Source organism: Shewanella algidipiscicola (genome assembly GCF_900380485.1).
Classification (GTDB): domain Bacteria; phylum Pseudomonadota; class Gammaproteobacteria; order Enterobacterales; family Shewanellaceae; genus Shewanella; species Shewanella algidipiscicola.
On sequence record NZ_OXJV01000001.1, the window covers coordinates 283,371 to 303,168 of the forward strand.

The 19,798-nt window shown below is 46.8% G+C and carries 17 protein-coding genes; 7 read left to right on the top strand and 10 right to left on the bottom strand.

Annotated elements, in window-relative coordinates; all coding sequences use genetic code 11:
* The first annotated feature begins 172 nt into the window (after positions 1-172).
* The gene (locus DN599_RS01265) at positions 173-574 is read left to right on the top strand and encodes a VOC family protein (RefSeq protein ID WP_110455848.1); all 402 of its coding nucleotides are present in this window, start codon (positions 173-175) and stop codon (positions 572-574) included.
* 455 nt (positions 575-1,029) lie between these two features.
* Here DN599_RS01265 and DN599_RS01270 read toward each other — a convergent pair whose 3' ends face one another.
* The 4 genes from DN599_RS01270 to DN599_RS01285 form a co-directional block, all read right to left on the bottom strand.
* Positions 1,030-2,046: an IS110 family RNA-guided transposase gene (locus DN599_RS01270; RefSeq protein ID WP_110455849.1), complete on the bottom strand. Its 1,017-nt coding sequence runs from the start codon at positions 2,044-2,046 to the stop codon at positions 1,030-1,032.
* A 530-nt stretch (positions 2,047-2,576) separates the two neighbouring features.
* Positions 2,577-3,293, bottom strand: coding sequence for an RNA pseudouridine synthase (locus DN599_RS01275; protein ID WP_110455850.1), 717 nt, complete (start codon positions 3,291-3,293; stop codon positions 2,577-2,579).
* 111 nt (positions 3,294-3,404) lie between these two features.
* Positions 3,405-4,106, bottom strand: a complete 702-nt coding sequence (locus tag DN599_RS01280) for a DUF998 domain-containing protein (RefSeq protein WP_110456749.1) — start codon at positions 4,104-4,106, stop codon at positions 3,405-3,407.
* A gap of 232 nt (positions 4,107-4,338) precedes the next feature.
* Positions 4,339-5,688, bottom strand: coding sequence for a Na+/H+ antiporter NhaC family protein (locus tag DN599_RS01285; protein WP_110456750.1), 1,350 nt, complete (start codon positions 5,686-5,688; stop codon positions 4,339-4,341).
* 358 nt (positions 5,689-6,046) lie between these two features.
* On the opposite strand from DN599_RS01285, the gene DN599_RS01290 reads away from it, so the two are divergent.
* Positions 6,047-6,571: a DUF3087 family protein gene (locus tag DN599_RS01290; RefSeq protein ID WP_110455851.1), complete on the top strand. Its 525-nt coding sequence runs from the start codon at positions 6,047-6,049 to the stop codon at positions 6,569-6,571.
* A gap of 146 nt (positions 6,572-6,717) precedes the next feature.
* On the opposite strand, the gene DN599_RS01295 is transcribed toward DN599_RS01290, so the two are convergent.
* Positions 6,718-7,653, bottom strand: coding sequence for a LysR family transcriptional regulator (locus DN599_RS01295; RefSeq protein ID WP_110455852.1), 936 nt, complete (start codon positions 7,651-7,653; stop codon positions 6,718-6,720).
* A gap of 117 nt (positions 7,654-7,770) precedes the next feature.
* Between DN599_RS01295 and DN599_RS01300 the strand changes: the two genes are divergently transcribed.
* The 4 genes from DN599_RS01300 (at position 7,771) to DN599_RS01315 (ending at position 12,949) form a co-directional block, all read left to right on the top strand.
* On the top strand, positions 7,771-9,228 hold the full coding sequence (locus tag DN599_RS01300; protein ID WP_110455853.1) for an NAD-dependent succinate-semialdehyde dehydrogenase: 1,458 nt from the start codon (positions 7,771-7,773) through the stop codon (positions 9,226-9,228).
* A gap of 25 nt (positions 9,229-9,253) precedes the next feature.
* On the top strand, positions 9,254-10,534 hold the full coding sequence (gabT, locus tag DN599_RS01305; RefSeq protein WP_110455854.1) for a 4-aminobutyrate--2-oxoglutarate transaminase: 1,281 nt from the start codon (positions 9,254-9,256) through the stop codon (positions 10,532-10,534).
* 310 nt (positions 10,535-10,844) lie between these two features.
* Complete coding sequence (gene lgt, locus DN599_RS01310; RefSeq protein WP_110456751.1) at positions 10,845-11,624, top strand: prolipoprotein diacylglyceryl transferase; 780 nt, start codon at positions 10,845-10,847, stop codon at positions 11,622-11,624.
* 134 nt (positions 11,625-11,758) lie between these two features.
* A complete protein-coding gene (locus DN599_RS01315; protein ID WP_110455855.1) occupies positions 11,759-12,949 on the top strand; it encodes a potassium/proton antiporter in 1,191 nt (396 codons plus the stop codon).
* 385 nt (positions 12,950-13,334) lie between these two features.
* On the opposite strand, the gene DN599_RS01330 is transcribed toward DN599_RS01315, so the two are convergent.
* The 4 genes from DN599_RS01330 to DN599_RS01345 all read right to left on the bottom strand — a co-directional run bounded on the left by DN599_RS01330 (position 13,335) and on the right by DN599_RS01345 (position 16,519).
* Entirely contained in the window at positions 13,335-14,051 is a 717-nt protein-coding gene (locus DN599_RS01330; protein ID WP_110455857.1) for an oxidative stress defense protein, read from the bottom strand.
* A gap of 286 nt (positions 14,052-14,337) precedes the next feature.
* Complete coding sequence (locus DN599_RS01335; RefSeq protein ID WP_110455858.1) at positions 14,338-15,960, bottom strand: PepSY-associated TM helix domain-containing protein; 1,623 nt, start codon at positions 15,958-15,960, stop codon at positions 14,338-14,340.
* Complete coding sequence (locus DN599_RS01340; RefSeq protein ID WP_110455859.1) at positions 15,957-16,256, bottom strand: hypothetical protein; 300 nt, start codon at positions 16,254-16,256, stop codon at positions 15,957-15,959. The genes DN599_RS01335 and DN599_RS01340 overlap by 4 nt, the downstream gene beginning before the upstream one ends.
* Entirely contained in the window at positions 16,253-16,519 is a 267-nt protein-coding gene (locus DN599_RS01345) for a hypothetical protein (protein WP_162599131.1), read from the bottom strand. The genes DN599_RS01340 and DN599_RS01345 overlap by 4 nt, the downstream gene beginning before the upstream one ends.
* A 152-nt stretch (positions 16,520-16,671) precedes the next feature.
* On the opposite strand from DN599_RS01345, the gene DN599_RS01350 reads away from it, so the two are divergent.
* Positions 16,672-18,729, top strand: a complete 2,058-nt coding sequence (locus tag DN599_RS01350; RefSeq protein ID WP_110455861.1) for a TonB-dependent receptor — start codon at positions 16,672-16,674, stop codon at positions 18,727-18,729.
* Between the two features lie 65 nt (positions 18,730-18,794).
* Here DN599_RS01350 and rluF read toward each other — a convergent pair whose 3' ends face one another.
* The gene (gene rluF, locus DN599_RS01355) at positions 18,795-19,688 is read right to left on the bottom strand and encodes a 23S rRNA pseudouridine(2604) synthase RluF (protein ID WP_204165082.1); all 894 of its coding nucleotides are present in this window, start codon (positions 19,686-19,688) and stop codon (positions 18,795-18,797) included.
* Positions 19,689-19,798 lie beyond the last annotated feature (110 nt).

A 19,798-nucleotide genomic window follows, 5' to 3' on the forward strand; every position in this document is an offset into this window, starting at 1 on the left:
GCTCCATCAAAGCTGATAACCACAAGCTACCCTAAATCATATCAATAACAAAATAGCTAAGCCCCATTTTTGAATAACAGGGGCAATTTGTGTTTAAGTGGACAATCAACTGGTTACTCTTAGAGCAATCAGCGATAAATAACGGCACCATCATCATAGGAGGTCACAGCGTATGATAGAGGTTAAGGGAGTGGACCATGTGGTTTTTCGTACCACCAAGCTTGAGGCTATGCTGCATTTTTATACGCAGGTACTTGGCTGCCATCTGGAGCGGCAGCTAGCAGAAGAAGGCTTAACTCAACTGCGTGCAGGCACCGCCCTCATTGATATTGTCACTTGCGATAGTGAACTCGGCCGTCTCGGTGGCAAGGCACCGCAGCAAGATGGCCGTAATGTCGACCATGTATGCTTGCTCATCACCTCAATGGATGAGCAGGCATTACTGGGTTATCTCGCTGAGTTTGACATTACCACAGAGGGATTCGCCAAGCGTTATGGGGCCCAAGGTTTCGGGCGCTCGGTTTATATCAACGACCCAGAGGGGAATGTGATCGAGTTAAAGCTCTCGAATTAGTGCTATCCAAAGGGCAGCTTGTAGCATTTGATCTTCAATGGCCTGCCGCGGCTTTCCGGGCTGGCAATTCGGTGGGTCGCTGCAAGTATTTCCTTATACGCTCGACGGTGGCATCCATGCCACCAACCCCCACCGCCATACCTATACCGACTTATCACTCTCTTTGATTTAGCCGTAATTGGTATCCACAGAACCATTAAAAGCTAAATTATTTTTGGACAGAATGTATGGTACGCCCCGTTTTGCAAGTGATAAATCAAAAATAACGGAGTTGGTTTGCGCTAATGTATTCAGAGTCTGTTTGAGACTTGCATTAGTCCCAGCTCTACGATGAGATCCGCGCCAGATTGTCCTCAAAAGCGTGAAAGCATTCTATGTTGCTGTTCTGTCCATCAGGTCTTCAATCTGGTGGTCTAACCGTTTTGTCATCTTTATATATCATCTGCAAATCTGATTTAAACTCTTATTTCAAAAGCTTTATGAGTCACCATTACTGACCATGCTATCCGAGCCAATTTGTTTGCTAAAGCAACAAGGGCAACATTGAATGGTTTCCGTCGTTTCAGGTCAATAAGCCAAGAGCCAAAGTAACGTTCAGCCGTCCCATCTCTCCAGATAACAGCCCTAGCAGCATGGACGAATAGTTCTCTAAGCTCTTTGTTTCCTCGTTTCGATATTCCGAGCATTCTTGATTTGCCACCAGTAGAATATTGATATGGCGTTAAACCAATCCAAGCAGCAAAATTACGACCATTAGCAAAATCGGTAGGGTTCCCTACAGTTGACAAGCAACAAGAAGCTGTCATTGGCCCAATTCCTGGGACACTTTGTAAAAGAGTTAACAATTCATCGTCTTTCAGCAAGTTTTCTAATTTCTTTTCCTGCTCTTTAACCCATGTATTCAATTGATTGTAATGATCTAATTGTTCTCTAAGCTCCAAAATTAACATTGGTGGAACGGGTTCTTTATTATCGGCCAAATACTGAAATAGGTTCTTCATGTTGTGATGCCCTCTCGGAAAACTTATCCCAAACTCTAGAAGAATTGAACCAATCCTATTCATGCACGCTGTTCTTTCCTTGAGATAACCTGCTCTGATTTTTCGGACGACTGTACATACTTGAGCTAATTCACTTTTTGGAGAGACAAAACGCATATTTGGACGCATTGACGCTTCTGCAATTGCATCAGCGTCGATGAAGTCATTTTTGTTTGTTTTTACGTAAGGTTTAACATACTGAGCAGGAATCAATTTGACTTGATGTCCATAAGACTCACACCGCCTCGCCAGCCAATGAGCGCCACCACAAGCTTCCATCGCAACAATAACAGGTTCATGAACTGATAATAATTGAAGCAGCTTTTGTCTGTTAAGCTTCTTTCTGAAGACTTCTCTACCTGAGTAATCATGGCCGATAAGATGAAATGTGTTCTTTCCTAAATCGATACCGATAACGCGAATAGTAGTCATGATGGTCACCTTTATTTAACTGAACCTAACAATGTTAAGTTTAGCGTGTGGGTGGGGCGTACCATCTTATTAGTGTTCTGGCCTTCGAATGAAGGGGCTGGCATTTTTGGCTTGTAGCATTTAGTCGAGTTAGTTTTTATTTATTGATGGTAGCGTTAACCTTTATGGCAACCAATTGCCTGCAGCAGGCCTTTCGTGCAGGTATTTCGGTGGGTCGCTGCAAGTATATCCCTATACGCTCGACGGTGGCATCCATGCCACCAACCCCCACCGCCATACCTATACCGACTTATCTATCTCAGAGGAAATAACCCAGGGTAAGTGCGGTTTTAGCCTTTGAAATCATGGATGATTTCGCCGTTCCCACATGGATGTGCTGGAATAACGTCCATGTCTACAAGTCAGTTCGACAATCCCTGTTGCTCTTTAGTGAGCCCGAAGCTAGGCTTCACTCACTCCAACACCGAATACGCCAAACGCTACTCAAATAAAACTCAAAAATGCCAACTTTTTATTTCTAGGCCGAGCCCTTATGCAATACTGGCCTGCAATGCGGTTAGCTCATGATCTGTTAGTTGCCGCAATTGTCCAGGCGGTAAGTCACCAAGTGATAAAGACTCAATGGCCACACGCTCAAGGTCGACTACCCGATAACCCAATGCTTGACTCATACGGCGTATTTGGCGGTTTAACCCTTGGGTGAGCACTATTTCAAACTGACTGTCATCTAAACGCCGTACTTGGCAGGGCAAGGTGGTGAGGTTTTTATAGCTAACCCCAGCAGCCATCTGGGTAAGAAATAGCTCATCGAACGCTTTATTGAGTCGCACTCGATAACGTTTACGGTGGTGAAAATCGGGGTGCATTAAACGCTGTGTCAACTCCCCGTCGTTGGTCAAGAGTAATAAGCCGCGTGAGTCTTTATCCAGCCGCCCCACAGGGTAAAGGCGCGGCTGCTTGGGCAGTAGATGCCACAGGCTAGATGGGTCGTGGGGCAGCAGGCGGCAGTCGGTGCCGACCAGCTTGTTGAGCATCCAATATTGCTTGTGCTCCACAGCGGGCAAAGGTTTGCCTTGATAGCAAATGTGTTGCTGCGCCGCTTGGCCTTGCGGGGTGTCGATTAGGGTAACGCTGTCGATATGATTAGCTAGGCGGCCATCGATGCTGATTTGGCCATCACGGATAAGTCGGGTCGCACCGCGGCGAGAGCATAAACCGGTAAGGGCTATATATTGAGCTAAACGCATGACGGACTCTGATTAAATTAAAATAGGGATAGAAAAGCTTATTATAGTCAGATACTTCAATCGATTAACTGTTTAAATTATTTATCTAGTAACTTAATTGGTTGTGGGTGTTTACCAGGTGACAGCCAGCTTGGCCGATATCGAGTCGTAATAGCTTTTTCTCGCCAGCTTCTTGATACTGAGCGCCAGTATGATGCACCAGATGGTTACTAAATGGATTTGACACCACAGCAGATAGGTCAGTACACAGGGAACCTGTTCGCCATGGGGACAGGGATCAAAACTTAAACTATCCCAGTTGAGCATGAACGCGAGTACTGAGGCGCAGCATACGCCTAACAGGCTGACGATCATCAGTGGCGTTGGGCAGATATTTTTATGATTAATATGGCCTAACAAGCTAATACAATAGAGGCTTAGGGTGCTGATTAAAAAAGTGGTTGAAAATAATCTGTGCTCAAACAGGTAATTAATCGGGTAGATCCCCATGAGTATGATGCTAATGCCTACCGCGGATCCCACCAGGGCTATGGTGTGGCTAAATTGGTTCAAGTGCAACTGCTGTAAACCGTACATGGCCAGTAACATACAAATGCCGGTGAGGATCAGCCCCATGTTAAAAATGTATGCCAGTGGCGAGCGAATATAGTTGCCCAAATTGCTAGGGAGTTGGCTAAAAATCAAGTTGCCCATCAATTGGTATTGGGCGAGTAAGGTAATGGATATTCCTACAATGGCGACGACTGTGCCAGCTAAAATAGTAAAAATCACCATGCGGTGGAAATCGTAATTGATGGGGTTATATCTTGTCATAACATCGCCAGTTAGGATTGCGATAAATAAAAAGGAGTGCAGTAGTTGCACTCCCTTGATTCATTCGGCGATCAGTCATCACTGTCTCATATCGTTTATTTACAGATGCATCTAACGATAGGGTGAGTGGTCGCCTTATATTCCTAAGGTGGTAGTTTAAACCATAATTAACGCTTAATACACAACTGCAATTAATTCCTTAACAGTTGTTTCTCTATGTGTCTGCGCTGCATTAATGGCGCTTACGTAAAATCACAATTGCAATAGCAACCAGTGCTAATACCATGCAGTACCAAGCGTGGCTCACCGCTTCAATGGGGCTGATGGCAAAGATAGAGGCGATCAATAATGCCTGCGCGCCATATGGGAGCAGTCCCTGCACTATGCATGAAAAGATGTCTAAGATACTGGCCGCACGTTTAGGCGTAACTTGATGTTTCTCTGCTAAGTCTTTGGCGATATTACCCGTTACCACAATCGATACCGTGTTATTTGCCACACAGGTATTGGTCAGGGCAACCATGCCTGCAATACCCAGTTCAGAGGCACGCGTCGATGCTTCACCTTTATGTTTGGAAAAGCGGGCGATCAATTTTTCAATCTGTTTATTAACAAAAGCTAAGCCGCCTTGTTGCTGCATTAAGGCCGCGAGTCCACCGACTAACATAGATAGAATAAAGATCTCCTGCATGTTAGTGAAACCTGCGTAGATATCTTTACCAAAGATGATGAAGTCATAGTCACTGGTGAATAACCCGGTCGCACCAGCAAGCAATATGCCCACAGTCAGTACCACAAACACGTTAAGCCCTGAGACTGCCAAAACCAAAATGGTTAAATAGGGGATGACATTAATAAAATCAATTTCTTGTGGCGCAACATCCGCTTGACCTTGGCCTGCTAGGGTAAAGAAGATCATGGTGATGATGGCGGCCGGAATAGCAAAAATCAGGTTTTCTCTGAATTTGTCTTTCATGTGGCAGCCTTGGGTGCGAGTCGCCGCAATAGTGGTGTCAGAAATGATCGACAAGTTATCACCAAATAACGCGCCGGAGATCACCGACCCGGCCATCACCGCTAGCTCAATTTGGGCTTCGTTAGCCACGCCGAGCGCAATAGGTGCTACAGCGGCGATAGTGCCCATTGAGGTGCCCATGGCAGTAGCAATGAAGGCGGCGATGACAAAAAATCCCGGAAGCAACAGGTTAGAGGGGACTAACGACAGTCCTAAAGCGACGGTGGCATCAACGCCGCCTGTCGCTTTAGCGACCGAGGCAAATGCGCCAGCCAGTAAATAGATTAAGCACATGGCAATAATATTGGAATGGCCAATACCAGCGATAAAGGTTTCTATCCCTTGGTTGAGCTTCTGCTTAGAGATCAGTAGGGCCAAAATGATGGCGGGTAAAATGGCGATGACACTAGGAAGTTGATAAAAGGCAAAGTCTACTCCTTGGTTTTGAAAGTAGACGCCAGCGCCAATAAATAAGGCTAAAAATACCAGTAAGGGTATTAAGGCAATAAAAGAAGCCTGTGGCTCACTAGAAGCGGGGGCATGTTGCTCATGTGTCGGTGTTGTCAATGTGTTCTCTCTCACTGCTTAGCCTCGCTAGGCGAGTACGTGTCGTTAAAACAAGGTGCTGACCTAGGGTTCCCATGCCCTCCTTGCAGGAACCTATCGCCTCGATGCGATGTGGTCATCTCAATTAAGCAAGAGGATATGAGATTGAAAGACGTCTGTCAATTTAGACGTCTAGATGTTTTTACTGCTATTTGTTTTGTTTCTGTTAAATCTGTTATCACGTCATCGCATGCAATTCGACTCGACAAGGCAATGAGCGTAATTACACCTAGTTTAAATATAGTGGTGTAATGCCATTTTATGGGTAAGCCATGGTAATCTTACGCCTTATTTTTTGGGTTATTTACAGAGACGTCAGATGAAATTAATCGAAATAGACAAGATCACCTACCGTGAACATTTAAACCGCGTGATCATAGTGTTTATTGCTTGCCTTGCTTTCTTGTCGTTACTAATGGGCCAGCTGTTGATCAGGATATGGGGCCAAGTTGAAGTAGCGACTGGCGAATCGACGGGTAATTTTCATCTTAATTTTTTAGGCGTACTGTTAGCTTTTGCTTTATGTGGTGGGGTGTTATATCGACAGCGGCATCATGCCTATTTTAAAGAGATCTATTATGTGTCGCGTTTAAAAGCGCTGCATAATCGCATCTATCGAAAACTAAAAGCCATTAAACTTGCGGCACAGAACAACGATGTCAATGCGTTGATTATTTTGAGCTTCTATTACACTAGCTTAAAATTTGTTTACCTGTTAGATGACAACACCTTGACCCTAGGTGAGGTGGACGTTGAGCTAAACCGGATTAATCAGCAGATTGAGCGTTTAGGGCTAACGGTAGGCGCGCAAGATTTTAGCGCCGAGTTACTAACGCGCTTTTAGGGGGAACTCGTATAGCCCTATCTTGGGGGCAAGCTTTCAGTCTGCCGATGAGCCGGTGAATTTAGGGCCTAGGCATCCGAGCTGGTGATGAAAGGCAAACACTGGCGAGTGCTCTGCTGGCTGTTAAGTTAACGGCTTGATAGGACCTAACTGGGCATATCTAGGCCAAACACTTCATTAAACGCCGCCATCAACAGCTCGACTTTGGCGGTTTCTCGCGCCGAGTGCTTATACACCATCGACAAATTAAACGGATAACTGGCGGCATCGCCGTGAATTATCTTCATCTGACCCGCCTCTAGCTCTTGCTGGATATAGCTTAGCGGCAGGTATCCAATATAGCAGCCCGATAAAATTAAGGTTTTACGAGTATCAAACTGATACGCTTTTGCTGACAAATTTAAGCGTTTTAATTGCTCGCGCCCATCGGGATCGATATCGACGCCAGGGTGGATAGAGGCGGTTTTTGACAGCATTTCGGCGCTGATCTGGGCATCACTGAGCTCAAAGTAGGGGTGCTGAGCGCTGCAGCACAGATAGATAGGCTCGCTAAACAGTGTGCGGTAGTGCAATCCTTCAATCTGCTGATAGCTTGGCAGTAAGCCCACATGGGCCTTGTCTTGCAGTAACGATTTCTCGATATGGTGCAGCGCTTCACCGTCTAAAATCAGGTGTAGCTGGGGTTGGCGCGCATGGATGTAGGCCACCACCTGTGCCAGTTTCTGTTGCATGGTGTGATCTAACTGATCGGCACATAAGATCACCAACTCGCCGATCAGCTCCTCGCCTAGGTTATTCACAAACATAGAGAAATCATTGAGTGAGTCAAACAGTTCTATGCAGGCGTGATACACGGCTTGTCCCGCCTCGGTCAGGGCAAATCCGCCACGGCCTCGGCTGCACAATTTCAGTTTCATGCGGCTTTCAAGGTTGGACATATGCACGCTAATGGTCGAGCGGGTGACACCCAGTTCGGCTTCGGCTGCGGCAAAGCCGCCATTCTCCACTACGGTGCGAAAAATGCGCAGCAAGCGTAGGTCATATTCGGTGACAGCCTTAGGGATGATCGATTGCTTGCTCATAAGTTTTACCGTCATAAAACATTGTGTTGATTATTTTGTATTTAACCTGAGTTGCTTTTGCTATTCAATAGACAAATTTAGTGACTAAAAGCTCAGCCCTTTTGATTTGGAGTATTTATGCAGGGAATTAAAGATAGCCAGTTAATCAAGCTCGCCTCATATATCGACGGTAACTGGGTCGATAGCGCCGACCGTTTTGCGGTGGTCAATCCCGCCAATCAACAGGTGGTGGCCGAGGTGGCCAATGCTGGCTGTGATGAAACCCAAGCGGCGATAGTGGCCGCTAAAAAAGCCCTGCCAGCGTGGTCAAAAAAGAGCGCCAATGAGCGCGCCGCACTGATGCGTAAATGGTTTAACTTGATGATGCAACATCAAGATGATTTGGGCCGCATATTAACCCTAGAGCAGGGCAAGCCGCTGGCAGAAGCCAAGGGTGAAATTGCCTATGGCGCGGCCTTTATCGATTGGTTTGCCGAAGAGGGCAAGCGTGTCTATGGCGACACCATTCCGGCGCCAGCCAGTGACAAGCGTATTATTGTGATCAAGCAGCCAGTTGGTGTGGTGGCCTCGATTACCCCATGGAACTTCCCCAACGCGATGATCGCTCGTAAGGCCGCAGCGGCCTTAGCGGCAGGCTGTACTTTTGTGGCGCGCCCTTCGCCGTCGACTCCCTTGTCGGCACTCGCCATGGCTGAGCTGGCCGAGCGCGCCGGGATCCCAGCCGGGGTGTTTAATATTGTGGTGGGTGAAGACGCTGCGGGTATGGGCAAGGTGCTTACCCAGCATCCAGACGTGGCTAAGTTTACCTTTACCGGCTCCACTGCGGTGGGCAAAATTTTACTGGCCCAGTGCGCCACCAGTGTAAAAAAAGTGTCGATGGAGCTGGGTGGCAATGCGCCCTTTATCGTATTCGATGATGCCGATATCGACGCCGCAGTGCAGGGCGCTTTGGTGTCGAAATACCGCAACGCGGGTCAAACCTGTGTGTGTACCAACCGCATCTTAGTGCAAAGCAAGGTGGCCGCCGAGTTTACCGAGAAATTCAGCGCCGCCGTGGCGGGTTTGCAGGTTGGAGATGGCTTGAGCGAGGGGGTCACCGTTGGCCCGATGATCTCTAAAACCGCGGTCGACGATGTGCTAAAGCTGGTGGACGACACTGTGGCCAGTGGCGCGACAGTGATTGCTGGCGGTGGGCGCAGTGAGTTAGGCGAAAGCTTTCTTGCGCCTATGATAGTGACTGGCGTCACCAATGATATGGCGCTGGCACGTAATGAAATTTTTGGCCCTGTCACACCTATCATTAGTTTCGACGATGAAGCACAAGCCTTGGCGCTGGCTAACGATACCGAATATGGTTTAGCCGCTTATTTCTATGCCCGCGATATTGGCCGTATTTTCCGTGTTGCTGAGGGACTTGAATATGGCATGGTTGGCGTCAACGAAGGCATTATCTCTAATGCGGCTGCGCCTTTTGGCGGCGTAAAACAATCGGGTAATGGCCGTGAAGGGTCAAAATATGGACTCGATGATTATTTAGAAATTAAGTACCTGTGCCTTGGCGGACTGGATAAGTAACTCAATAAGATTAAAGGATTTCAAAATGAGCAACGCAGATTTACAAGCACGTAAAGTGAACGCCATCGCCCGAGGTCAGGGCAACGCCTATGCCGCCTATGTTGAACGTGCCAGCAATGCTGAGCTGTGGGATGTGGAAGGCAAACGTTATATCGATTTTGGCACAGGCATCGCGGTATGTAATACCGGCCACAGCCATCCAAAAATAGTCGAAGCCGTTAAGGCGCAGCTGGATAAATTTAGCCACACCTGCGTGATGGTTAATCCTTATGAATCGGCGGTTGAACTGGCCGAAAAGCTGACTGCTATCGCCCCGGGGCCGAGTGATAAGAAAGCGATTTTTGTGACCACTGGCGCCGAAGCCGTGGAAAACTGCGTCAAAATAGCCCGTGCGCACACGGGGCGTCGCGGCGTTATCGCCTTTAATGGTGGTTTTCATGGCCGTACCAATTTAACCATGGCGCTAACGGGTAAAATCAGCCCGTATAAGCATCAGTTTGGCCCCTTTGCCGGTGATATCTTCCACGCGCCTTATCCAATGGCGCTGCATGATGTGAGCGTGAAAGATTCACTTAAAGCGATTGAAAACCTGTTTAAGGTCGATATCGCCCCTTGCGATGTGGCAGCGATTATTGTTGAGCCAGTGCAGGGCGAAGGCGGCTTTTATATTGCGCCACCTGAATTTTTACAGGCATTGCGCGCGCTGTGTGATACACATGGCATTGTATTAATTGCCGATGAAATTCAAAGTGGTTTTGGCCGCACCGGTAAGATGTTTAGCTTCGAACATGCCCAGGTGGAGCCGGATCTTATCACCATGGCGAAAGGCATTGCCGGCGGTTTCCCACTGGCGGCCGTGGTGGGCAAGAGCGACATTATGGATGCGCCGCTTCCCGGTGGTCTTGGTGGTACTTATGGTGGCTCGCCCGTGGGCTGCGTGGCGGCGCTGGCTGTACTAGAGGTCATTGCCGAAGAAAACTTAGTTGAGCGTGCGGCGCAGATTGGCGCGACATTTAACGAGCATTTGACCGCGCTGCAACAGCGTTATCCGCAGCTGATTGGCGAGGTGCGCAATCAAGGCGCGATGATCGCCATGGAGCTGTTTGTCGATGGTGACAAAGACCAACCCAATACAGCACTTACCCAAGCCATTATCGCCAATGCCGCCGAACATGGCTTAGTGCTACTGGCCTGTGGTTTTTACGGTAACGTGATCCGTTTCTTGCCCGCATTAACCATTAGTGATGAGACGGTACAGGAAGGGCTGGAGAAATTTAATCAGCTGTTTGCTGCTGTGGCAAAATAATACCAGTCAAATAACCATGATTTTAATAGGCTTGTTTGCGGCGTAAATGGAGCATCATTAGCCAGTATTTTACCCTTCAAACGTTAGCCGAGAACGAATGCGATTGCGAGCACAGCAACGCATGGTATCAGGGGGTTAGTCGCACTCGTGACTAAGCCCTTTTTTATGCTGGTAAGACTCAGGTTATCTAGCTAATTTATCGCGATTAATCCATAGTATGAGCTTGAATAAGCGCGCCAAGCGCGTGAAAATGCCTACTGGCAGATTATTTAAGCGGGTCACTCGGCCTGCACCTTATGGAGTAAAGCGTTTGCAGCACATAGTTTGGAATATCGATCCTGTGATGATCTCGTTCATGGGACTTAAAATACATTGGTATGGCGTACTGTTTGCCTTGGCGATCGCCAGCGGTTTTCAGGTGATGAAGCGTATTTATGTACGTGAAAGTTTAGATGTAGAGTCGTTAGATAACCTACTGATTTATTGTGTGGTAGGCATCATTATCGGTGCGCGATTAGCCCATGTATTGTTTTATGATCCTGGCTATTATTTTGCCCATCCGTTGAAAATTTTAGCGATTTGGGAAGGTGGACTTGCCAGCCACGGCGGTGGAATAGGGGCCATATTAGCCCTGTATTATTATCATACTAAGACCAAATTACCCTTTCTGTTTTTACTCGATCGCTTGGCGATCGCCACCGCCATCTTTGGCTTTTTTGTGCGCATGGCCAATTTTGCCAATTCAGAGATCTTAGGTGTGGTGACAGATAAGCCTTGGGGGATCATTTTTGAGCGTATCGATCGCCTACCTCGCCATCCGGCTCAGTTATATGAGGCGTTGGCTTATTTAATTATCTTTATCAGCCTGTGGTTCATCTATCGCACTACGCAGATGAAGCAAAAACAAGGTGCGATTTTCGGTCTATTTTTAGTGTTGGTGTTCAGCGCGCGGTTTATCATCGAAGAGATCAAGGTAAAGCAGGCGGCCTACGCCCAAGATTGGGCCATTAGTGCTGGGCAGATGTTGAGCGTGCCTTTCTTAATCGTTGGGGTTGTCTTATTAGCGCGGCCTTATTTAACACGGCGTTAGGCTTAACCTATTAAGTCTGCATTACGTGTTTGGCTGGTGGAGGTTGGGCTCATCAGCCATATACAGTTATAGAATCGATGGCGCCCATGCGTCTTCTTAGGCTGAGTTCTTTAGCCGTCTAAAAAAGGATATCGATGTCTTACGAAATTATCTTACTGGGAATTGCGGCATTGATTGCCGTGGGTATTTTATTACATCATCCGTCTAAAACCTTTGGGCTGCCAAGCTTACTGATTTTTATGGGAGTAGGCTTAGCGCTGGGCAATGGCGAATTTAATTTTGTGTATGATAATTTGGCCGTCACTTCGATGGTGGGCGGGGTCGCCCTTAATGTGATCGTGTTTGTGGGCGGTATTAATACCTCCACCGAGAGCATTAAATTGGCTTACAAAGAGGGCGGTGTGTTGGCGACCTTTGGCGTGGTGCTGACAACACTCTTGTTGGCATTATTACTCTATCCGCTCACCAACTGGGGCCCGATTATTTGTCTGTTGTTTGCGGCGATGGTGTCATCTACCGACGCGGCCGCGGTGTTTTCAATTCTTGAGGCGAAAAAACTCAAATTAAAGCAGCAGACCGATCGTATTTTGGAGTTTGAATCGGCCACCAACGATCCTGTCGCGCTGGTGATGGTGATGATTTTAACCGGTATCGCCCTCGCGCCCAATGAAGCAATATCGGCATGGGAGATAGGCCAAACTTTAGTGCTGCAAATTCTGTTTGGTATCTTAATTGCTTTCGTGGTGGCTAAGCTGGGCGTATGGGCGCTTAATCATATTCAGTTGCAAGAGTATGGTCTGATCCCTGTGTTCGTATTAGCATGCTTTGTGCTTGCGGCCTACGGCAGTGAACTCGCGGGCGGCAATATTTTGATTGCTTCTTACGTTGCGGGGGTCGTGTTAGGCAATGGAATCAAGCGTGGCGGCGAGGTGACGCGCCACTTCTTTAATAGCATGTCGTGGTTAGCTCAGTCATTGATGTTTATTGTCTTGGGGCTGCAGATGTTTCCCCAAACCTTGATGTCGGTGTTTACCCTGTCACTGCTGCCGGCAGTATTGCTGATGTTTGTGGCGCGGCCGTTAGCGGTGCAGCTGTGTTACTTGCCCTTTAGGCAGGCCAGTTGGCAAAAGCGGCTGTTTATCTCATCAATAGGCTTAAAGGGGGCTACTCCAATTGTATTTGCGTTAATTCCGGCGGCTGCAGGAGTCGATGGCGCCATCGAATTAGTGCATATCGTGTTCTTTATGGTGCTATTTTCTATTGTCATTCAAGGGGCGGCTATTGAGCCGCTAGCCAAAAAGCTTCAATTGAATCAAGATGACTAAGTTGTTGAAATAGATTGTTAAAAGTCGATGTTGCTGAGTTTATCAATGAGATCTAGCTTGCCGCCCTATCTGATATGCAGTATCTATATCTGATGAGGCGGCCTATCTAAGGCCTGTTGATCTTTCAAGGTTATTTTTGCAGCGAATGATTGAGTATTGATACAAGGCAGAAGCTTTGTGGTGTAGTAATTCTATATAACAAGCTGAGAACGCAGTAGAAATACTCAACAAACGCTGCCCGAAGGGTTCGGCTAAAAACGTTTTACTCTTTGTTAAGTGCATTTTGCTTAGATGACTAGGCTGCAATCCACTCGCCTCAATTAACACGTTTTTGTCTCGAACAAGATTCAACCCGCAAAGATCAACAGGCCCTCGTTAACCGTACTTATTTCAAGCGATAGATCACTTCGACTCGGTCACTCACCGTGGTTTGCGCCTGCTGATAACTCTCGGCAACATTGCCTTTTGGTGCGGCGTCCATGCGATACATCACCGGCTGTACCTGACGCTGATCGTAATAACGGATCTGCCATACTCTATCTACCTCTGTACCAAATTCGGCGGCTAAGGCCTTGGCTTTTTGCTGGGCATCGGCGATCGCCTGTTTGCGTGCCTGTGCGATTAATTCGTCGGTTTTACTCGAGGTAAAGCTAATATTGTTAACTCGATTAATCCCCTGTTCAAGCGCCGTATCTAATATTTTATTTAGTTGTTTCAGCTCCACTACTGTGACGGTCACTTGACGACTGGCACGATAACCCACTTCGGTTGTGGTGCGAGTGTCACTGTTGTATTGCTGTTTGGCTTGCAGTGAAAGGTTGGCGCTGTGGATCTGGTCGCGTTCGACGCCTGCTTCGGCTAAACGGGCTAAAAAGTCTGCGACCGCCTTATCGGAATTAGCCTTAGCGTCTGCCGGAGTCTTAGCCTCGCTGACCACTTCGACATTAATTTCCGCCATATCGGCCTTAACCATCACCTGGCTGGTGCCGACGGTTTCAATATGGGGAAAATTGAGTTCATTGGCTTCAGCCTTTGTGGCTGCGATAGCCAGGGTGCTGCTCAACAAACTTGCCGTTAATGTTGCTAATATGGTTTTTTTCATTGTTTACTCCGAAATAAGGATGTTAGTCATTGATTGAGCCTAGAGATTGTCAATCCTATGCTTATAAACGGCCGAGTTTGCTAAAAGGGTTAAGTGTGGTGAATTTTTTATTTAACCTGAATATAGGTTGTTTAGTGTGCCGAACATATTGCCCCACTTAAATGAAGTTTAAAAGACTGAGCACAGGCAGTTGCGTTAGGGGAGCCAGCCGCAGTCACTTTGAGTGACTGCGCTGGTTTTATGTCAGCTATGAGTTTAATTTTAGCGGTTGTTATTGGCTTAAGGCTTAAGCCGTCTCGGCCTTTAAAGGCGATATACTTTGAACAGTTTCGGCTTTGGTGGCTATTGCCCAAATGCTATTTGGCTCCCCCCGATGTGCTCTTAAGTATGTTTTTCGGCTGGCAATATAAAACAGCAATGCAAATATTGTTGCCACAATTTCAACCGATGCCCCATAAAGTCCCCCTAGGGACCACGTCTCAAATAATTGCGGAGAAGCCAGTGCTAGGGATGTCAGCGGGATCAGTAAACAGGTGGCCGCTAAGCTCCGTAATAAGTGAATCGCCGCAATTGCCGCTCCGCGCCATAAAGCGTAGCCAATAGCGCCAAAGAAGCTAAGGTAATAGCAGTAGAGATAAGAGTAGTTGGTTTGAAGCTCAAATATATAGAGCCATTTCGTGGCGAGTATCGCGACGCAAACGCCTAATATCGAACCCAAGCAGACACCTACAGTTAACGCGGCCATCAGGTAACTTGAGCGAGTCTGTTGTCCCTGTTTTTGTCGGCGCTTTTCGAGCCACAATAAATTGCCGCTATAGAACAAAAAGGCACCTAGCAACCCCATAGCGAAATAAAGCCAACGGCCAAAGTAACCGGCATAGTTACCAAAGTGTAGACCGAAAAAGCTATTAACGATGGCGGTATAGATACCAGCCTCGTCGTTGGCAATGGTGTTGAAAGCGATTTTTTGGGTATAAGGATTCATATAGATGTAATCGCTATAGCCGCCGCGCATGATGGTATTATCGCTAACCAGTTTTACCGCAAGGCTTGGGTTGCTGCTGTCCAGCCTAGAGAACGCCATGGAGCTTATGCGGTAGCCCTCGCTCATGGCATTGATTCTCTCTAGATAACTGGTGACGGGTGGCAGATCGGCAACCGAGTAGCTGATATTGGACTGGGGTCTGGGGGAGAACATCGGCTTATCGCCATAGACCAGACTTAACCCGCCGTAGAGTACATCGTGAAAGGCAAATATGACGACACTCCAAGCAATAATGATGTGAAAGGGGAGGCTAAAGATCCCCACTAGGTTATGGCTATCGAGCCAAAAGCGATTAGCTCCTTTATTTTTACGCAGCGCAAACAGGGTCTTCATCATTGTGGGCAGTAAAAAAATCACCCCTGAGACGAGCGCCAAGAAATAGAGTAGCGATGCGATACCCAGTACTAATACCCCTAATCTTTCATGGCCGATCTTACCCGGTATCCCTGCGGTGCGGTGTAGTTGATCGATGAGCCTGCCCAGTTTATTGCTCGAACTGGCCACTGTGGTCAATTGATTATCGTCATTGAGGCTCGCCTGAGTCAGGCTATCGTCGAGTCTTAGGCCGCGTCCACCGCCCTTTTCGTACCAGGCCATGGGAGACTTATCTTGATCGAAACTAATGATAAAACCTTGTTTGGCTTTATCGTGGTTTGCCATCGCTTGTTTGACTAAATCATCAAGCTGTGAAGTGTCTACTTGGGGTAAATGATGGCTAGGTGGTGTTGCCCATTGAGTAATCTGGGGCTTAAACATGGTCAATGACCCGGCATAAAATCCGATGAACAGAAATAAGCCGGCGATGATGCCTGTCCACGTATGGATAGACTGATATGTGCGTAGGATATCGGAACGAATTTTCACAGCGACCACCTCAAAACGGCGAATAAAAGCAGGCTTGCTAGGTTTGCTACGCCTAAATAAAACAGCGCATTACGTGCAGTTTTGAACATAAAACTCAAGCTGAAAATGCACAGCCACAATAGGCAAACCAGCCACATATTAAATTGCACTTTGGTCGGCGCATCTATACCTCCGGGGCCAAACCAGGCGAATAAACCTATGATGCCGTAAGCCAAGCTGAATCCTAACAGGCTAGCGATCAGCGTTTTTTGCCACCATTGCGGTTGGATCTTATTGACAGGAGATAACACTTTCATGAAGAGCGCTCTTTTTTGCGGATTAAGGTGATAAATGGAATGCAGGCACATAGGCTAATGGCGGTAAATAACCAAGTGAATATAGCTGCGGTCGTGGTTAACAATTGTAACCAGCTGAGCAATGCTGCCAGCAGTAAACTCCATCCCATCAGGGCTGCCGGAGTTGGTAGAGGTTGACGCAGTACCCGCTGGTGTTTGCGGGTTAAGTAGATAAGGGCCGTACCTATAAAACTCAGTACTAGAGCCATCAACTGAAACATCACGGTATTCATTCCTTGTTACGTTAGTTATTCAAGCTGACAAATATAGTAATGTAAATGATATTGATTCTCAATTGTATTTAATCTTTGGTTAACGTAAATTATTGGCCTGTTAATTTACGTCTCACCTTTCTTGCCTTAACCAGAGGGTTTATATGAACAATAAGGCGCTTCAAAAAAAACTCCCCACCCTGACTTTGCTCTGTTCGCCGTTATTATTGACCACCTATGCGATAGCAGACGATGCTCCCGTGAAGCCGATGGAGGTGATCACTGTGCACGGGGAAAAAATGGAACGTAGTCTTAAAGACACGACGTCATCAGTATCTGTGATTGATAAAGAGATCTTAGATAGTGGCCAGTATCAATCGATTTCAAATTTGCTCGCCGAGGTCCCAAATGTGGTGGCCTTGAGTGGCTCAGTTCCCGATATTCGAGGTGTGACGGGTAATGGCGCCGCAGGAGGGTTTAACTCCTTTTCTGGTGGTGCTAATGCTAGGGTCTCAACCTTAATTGATGGAGTGGCCGAACCCTTTATCGCCGATTTAACTGGAGATACAGGCCTTTGGGATATTCAGCAAGTTGAAGTATTTAGAGGCCCTCAATCTACGTTAAATGGACGCAATAGCATTGGTGGTACCGTCTTTATTAAGACTTTAGATCCGACATTTGATTGGAATGGTGCGGCTCGCATTGGTTATCGTAATCAAGATAATTACCTCGACAGTGCGGTGATGCTATCTGGGCCGATTTTAGATGACCAACTGGCATTTCGCGTAAGTGGTCAAAATGTCACCGGCGATAGCTTTGTAGAAGAACATATCTATGCAAGTAATCCCGATAGCTTTGACCAAAATGAACTGACGACCAATCGTTGGCGAGCAAAATTACTCTGGCAACCTGCAGGGTTAACAGATTTAACAGTGCTTTACGGTTACTCCTACAATCATGAGAAGGGCAATACCGGGCGCAAATTTTTTTCCGGTGATGATCCATGGGCCTTTAAGTCGATCATGCACAGATATATGGATACCGAGTCCCATACTCATTCGGTTAAATTTGATTATCAACTTAGTGAGAGTCAAAGTGTCGATCTGTTATTGGCCTATATGGATTACCAATGGGGATTTAACTCCTACGAACCTAAAATCACCAGCCAGCAGTATGTTGCCATGGATGATACAAGCTACACCTTAGACGGAAAATACAGTTTTGGGTTAGATGACCCAAGCCTTAATGGCTTTGTTGGTTTGTCTCTTCATAAACGTAACCAAGATTTCGCTAGCGTTGGAAGCTATCCCTATCAAGGTGATGACACCAGTGAGTCTGAATCTGTGTACGCAGAGCTTTATTATCAGTTGAGCCAACATCTAGGGCTGACCCTCGGTGGCAGAGTCATGCATGAGGAGCAAACGCGTAATTTCGCCGTGTTATCAACTGGCGAAGAGTTCAATGAGCAGTTAAACAAGAATAATACCGTGACCTTACCTAAATTCGTCTTACAGTATTTTGTCGATGACTCGACCACCTTATCGATCAGTGCGCGTCAAGGTTACAACTCTGGTGGCGGTGCGCTCTCAGCCGATAATGAGTATTACTATTATGACGAAGAGTCGGTTAATACCTATGAGATCAGCTCACGCAGTCATTTCTTTAATGGCAATATCAACTTGAATGTCAATTTGTTCTATAACGATTTTGAGGGTTATCAAGCATCGAATAGCCAACGTAGGATCACCAATATTGATAAGGCGGAGACTATGGGGCTCGAGGTCGAATTGACCGCGATGTTAACTGATAATTTGCAGTTAACCAGTGGCTTTGGTTTGTTAGAAAGTGAGATTAAATCGGCCGATCAGGCCTATGGTGACATCATAGGTAATGAGCTTAATTCCGCGCCTAATGTTACCGCGAATGTAGGTTTAAAGTACTGGCTAAATGATGAGTTAACCTTAGGCGTATCTGGGCATTATGTCGGTGAATACTTTGGTGATATCAATAATAGCGAGGAACGAGTCGCGGGTGACTATGTGATCACACGTTTTAACCTCGATTATCAAAATGAAAACTGGCGTATTAGTGGTTTCGTCAACAACCTATTCGATGAGCAAGCCGTGACGGTCAGGCAACCTCCTAGACGCAATTATACTGATGGTTATGTGGCAATCGTTGATCCAAGAAACATTGGCGTATCGGTCGCGTATAACTTTTAGTGCAGGTAGGCTAATCGATAATGCAACGGGTTAATCGACTCGTTGCATTATTTTTATATTGAGCGCTAACGCTTAGGGCGTCTAGAGTGGGATGGCTTACCTTTATTCGCGCCAGCAGGTTTTTTCTTTTTACCATGATGTTGCATAAAGTGCTCGGGGCCTTCAATCTTATCCCGTAGCGATTTATTGGGTTTCTTGGCAGGCTTTTTTACCGCTTTTTTGGGGCTTTTCTTATCTTCAGATGAAGAGTGTTCGATAAGCTTAAACAGGGTTGAAAGTTCCTCCTCATCTAAGTCACGCCACTCTCCTAAAGGTAATCCTTTTAAGGAGACATTCATTATGCTTTGGCGTTCAAGCTTGGTCACTTCAAAATTGAAATACTCACACATTCTGCGGATTTGGCGGTTAAGGCCTTGTACCAGTACGATTTTAAACACGAAAGTAGAGAGCTGCTCTACCTTACACTTCTTGGTAATAACCCCAAGCATGGGCACGCCAGCGCGCATGCCTGTTAAAAACGCCTCAGTGATCGGCTTGTTCACTGTCACCACATACTCTTTGTCGTGATTGTTGCCAGCACGCAAAATTTTATTGACCAAGTCGCCATTATTGGTGAGGAATATCAGCCCTTGAGAGTCTTTATCTAAGCGGCCAATGGGAAACACTCGTTCGCTATGATTGACGAAGTCGACGATGTTATCGCGCTCGGCATTTTCGGTGGTGCTGACGATGCCGACAGGCTTATTTAAGGCGATAAATACCAAGTCGTCGGCGTCTCTTGGCTCAATATCGCGGCCATTCACTTTCACCTTATCGCCAAATGAGACCTGGTCGCCTATTTGAGCACGTTTACCATTAATAAAAACATTACCTTGCTCGATAAAACGATCGGCTTCTCGGCGAGAACAAATACCACTTTCACTGATGTACTTGTTAAGACGGATCCCAGCTTCGCTCACAATGGCTTCCTTTGAAAAGAGGAGCGCTTTCGCGTTCCGAATAATGGGCGCCAATTGCAGGGCGCAGTAGGTGTAAATGCTATCACATTCACTGTCATTGGGTGGCACAA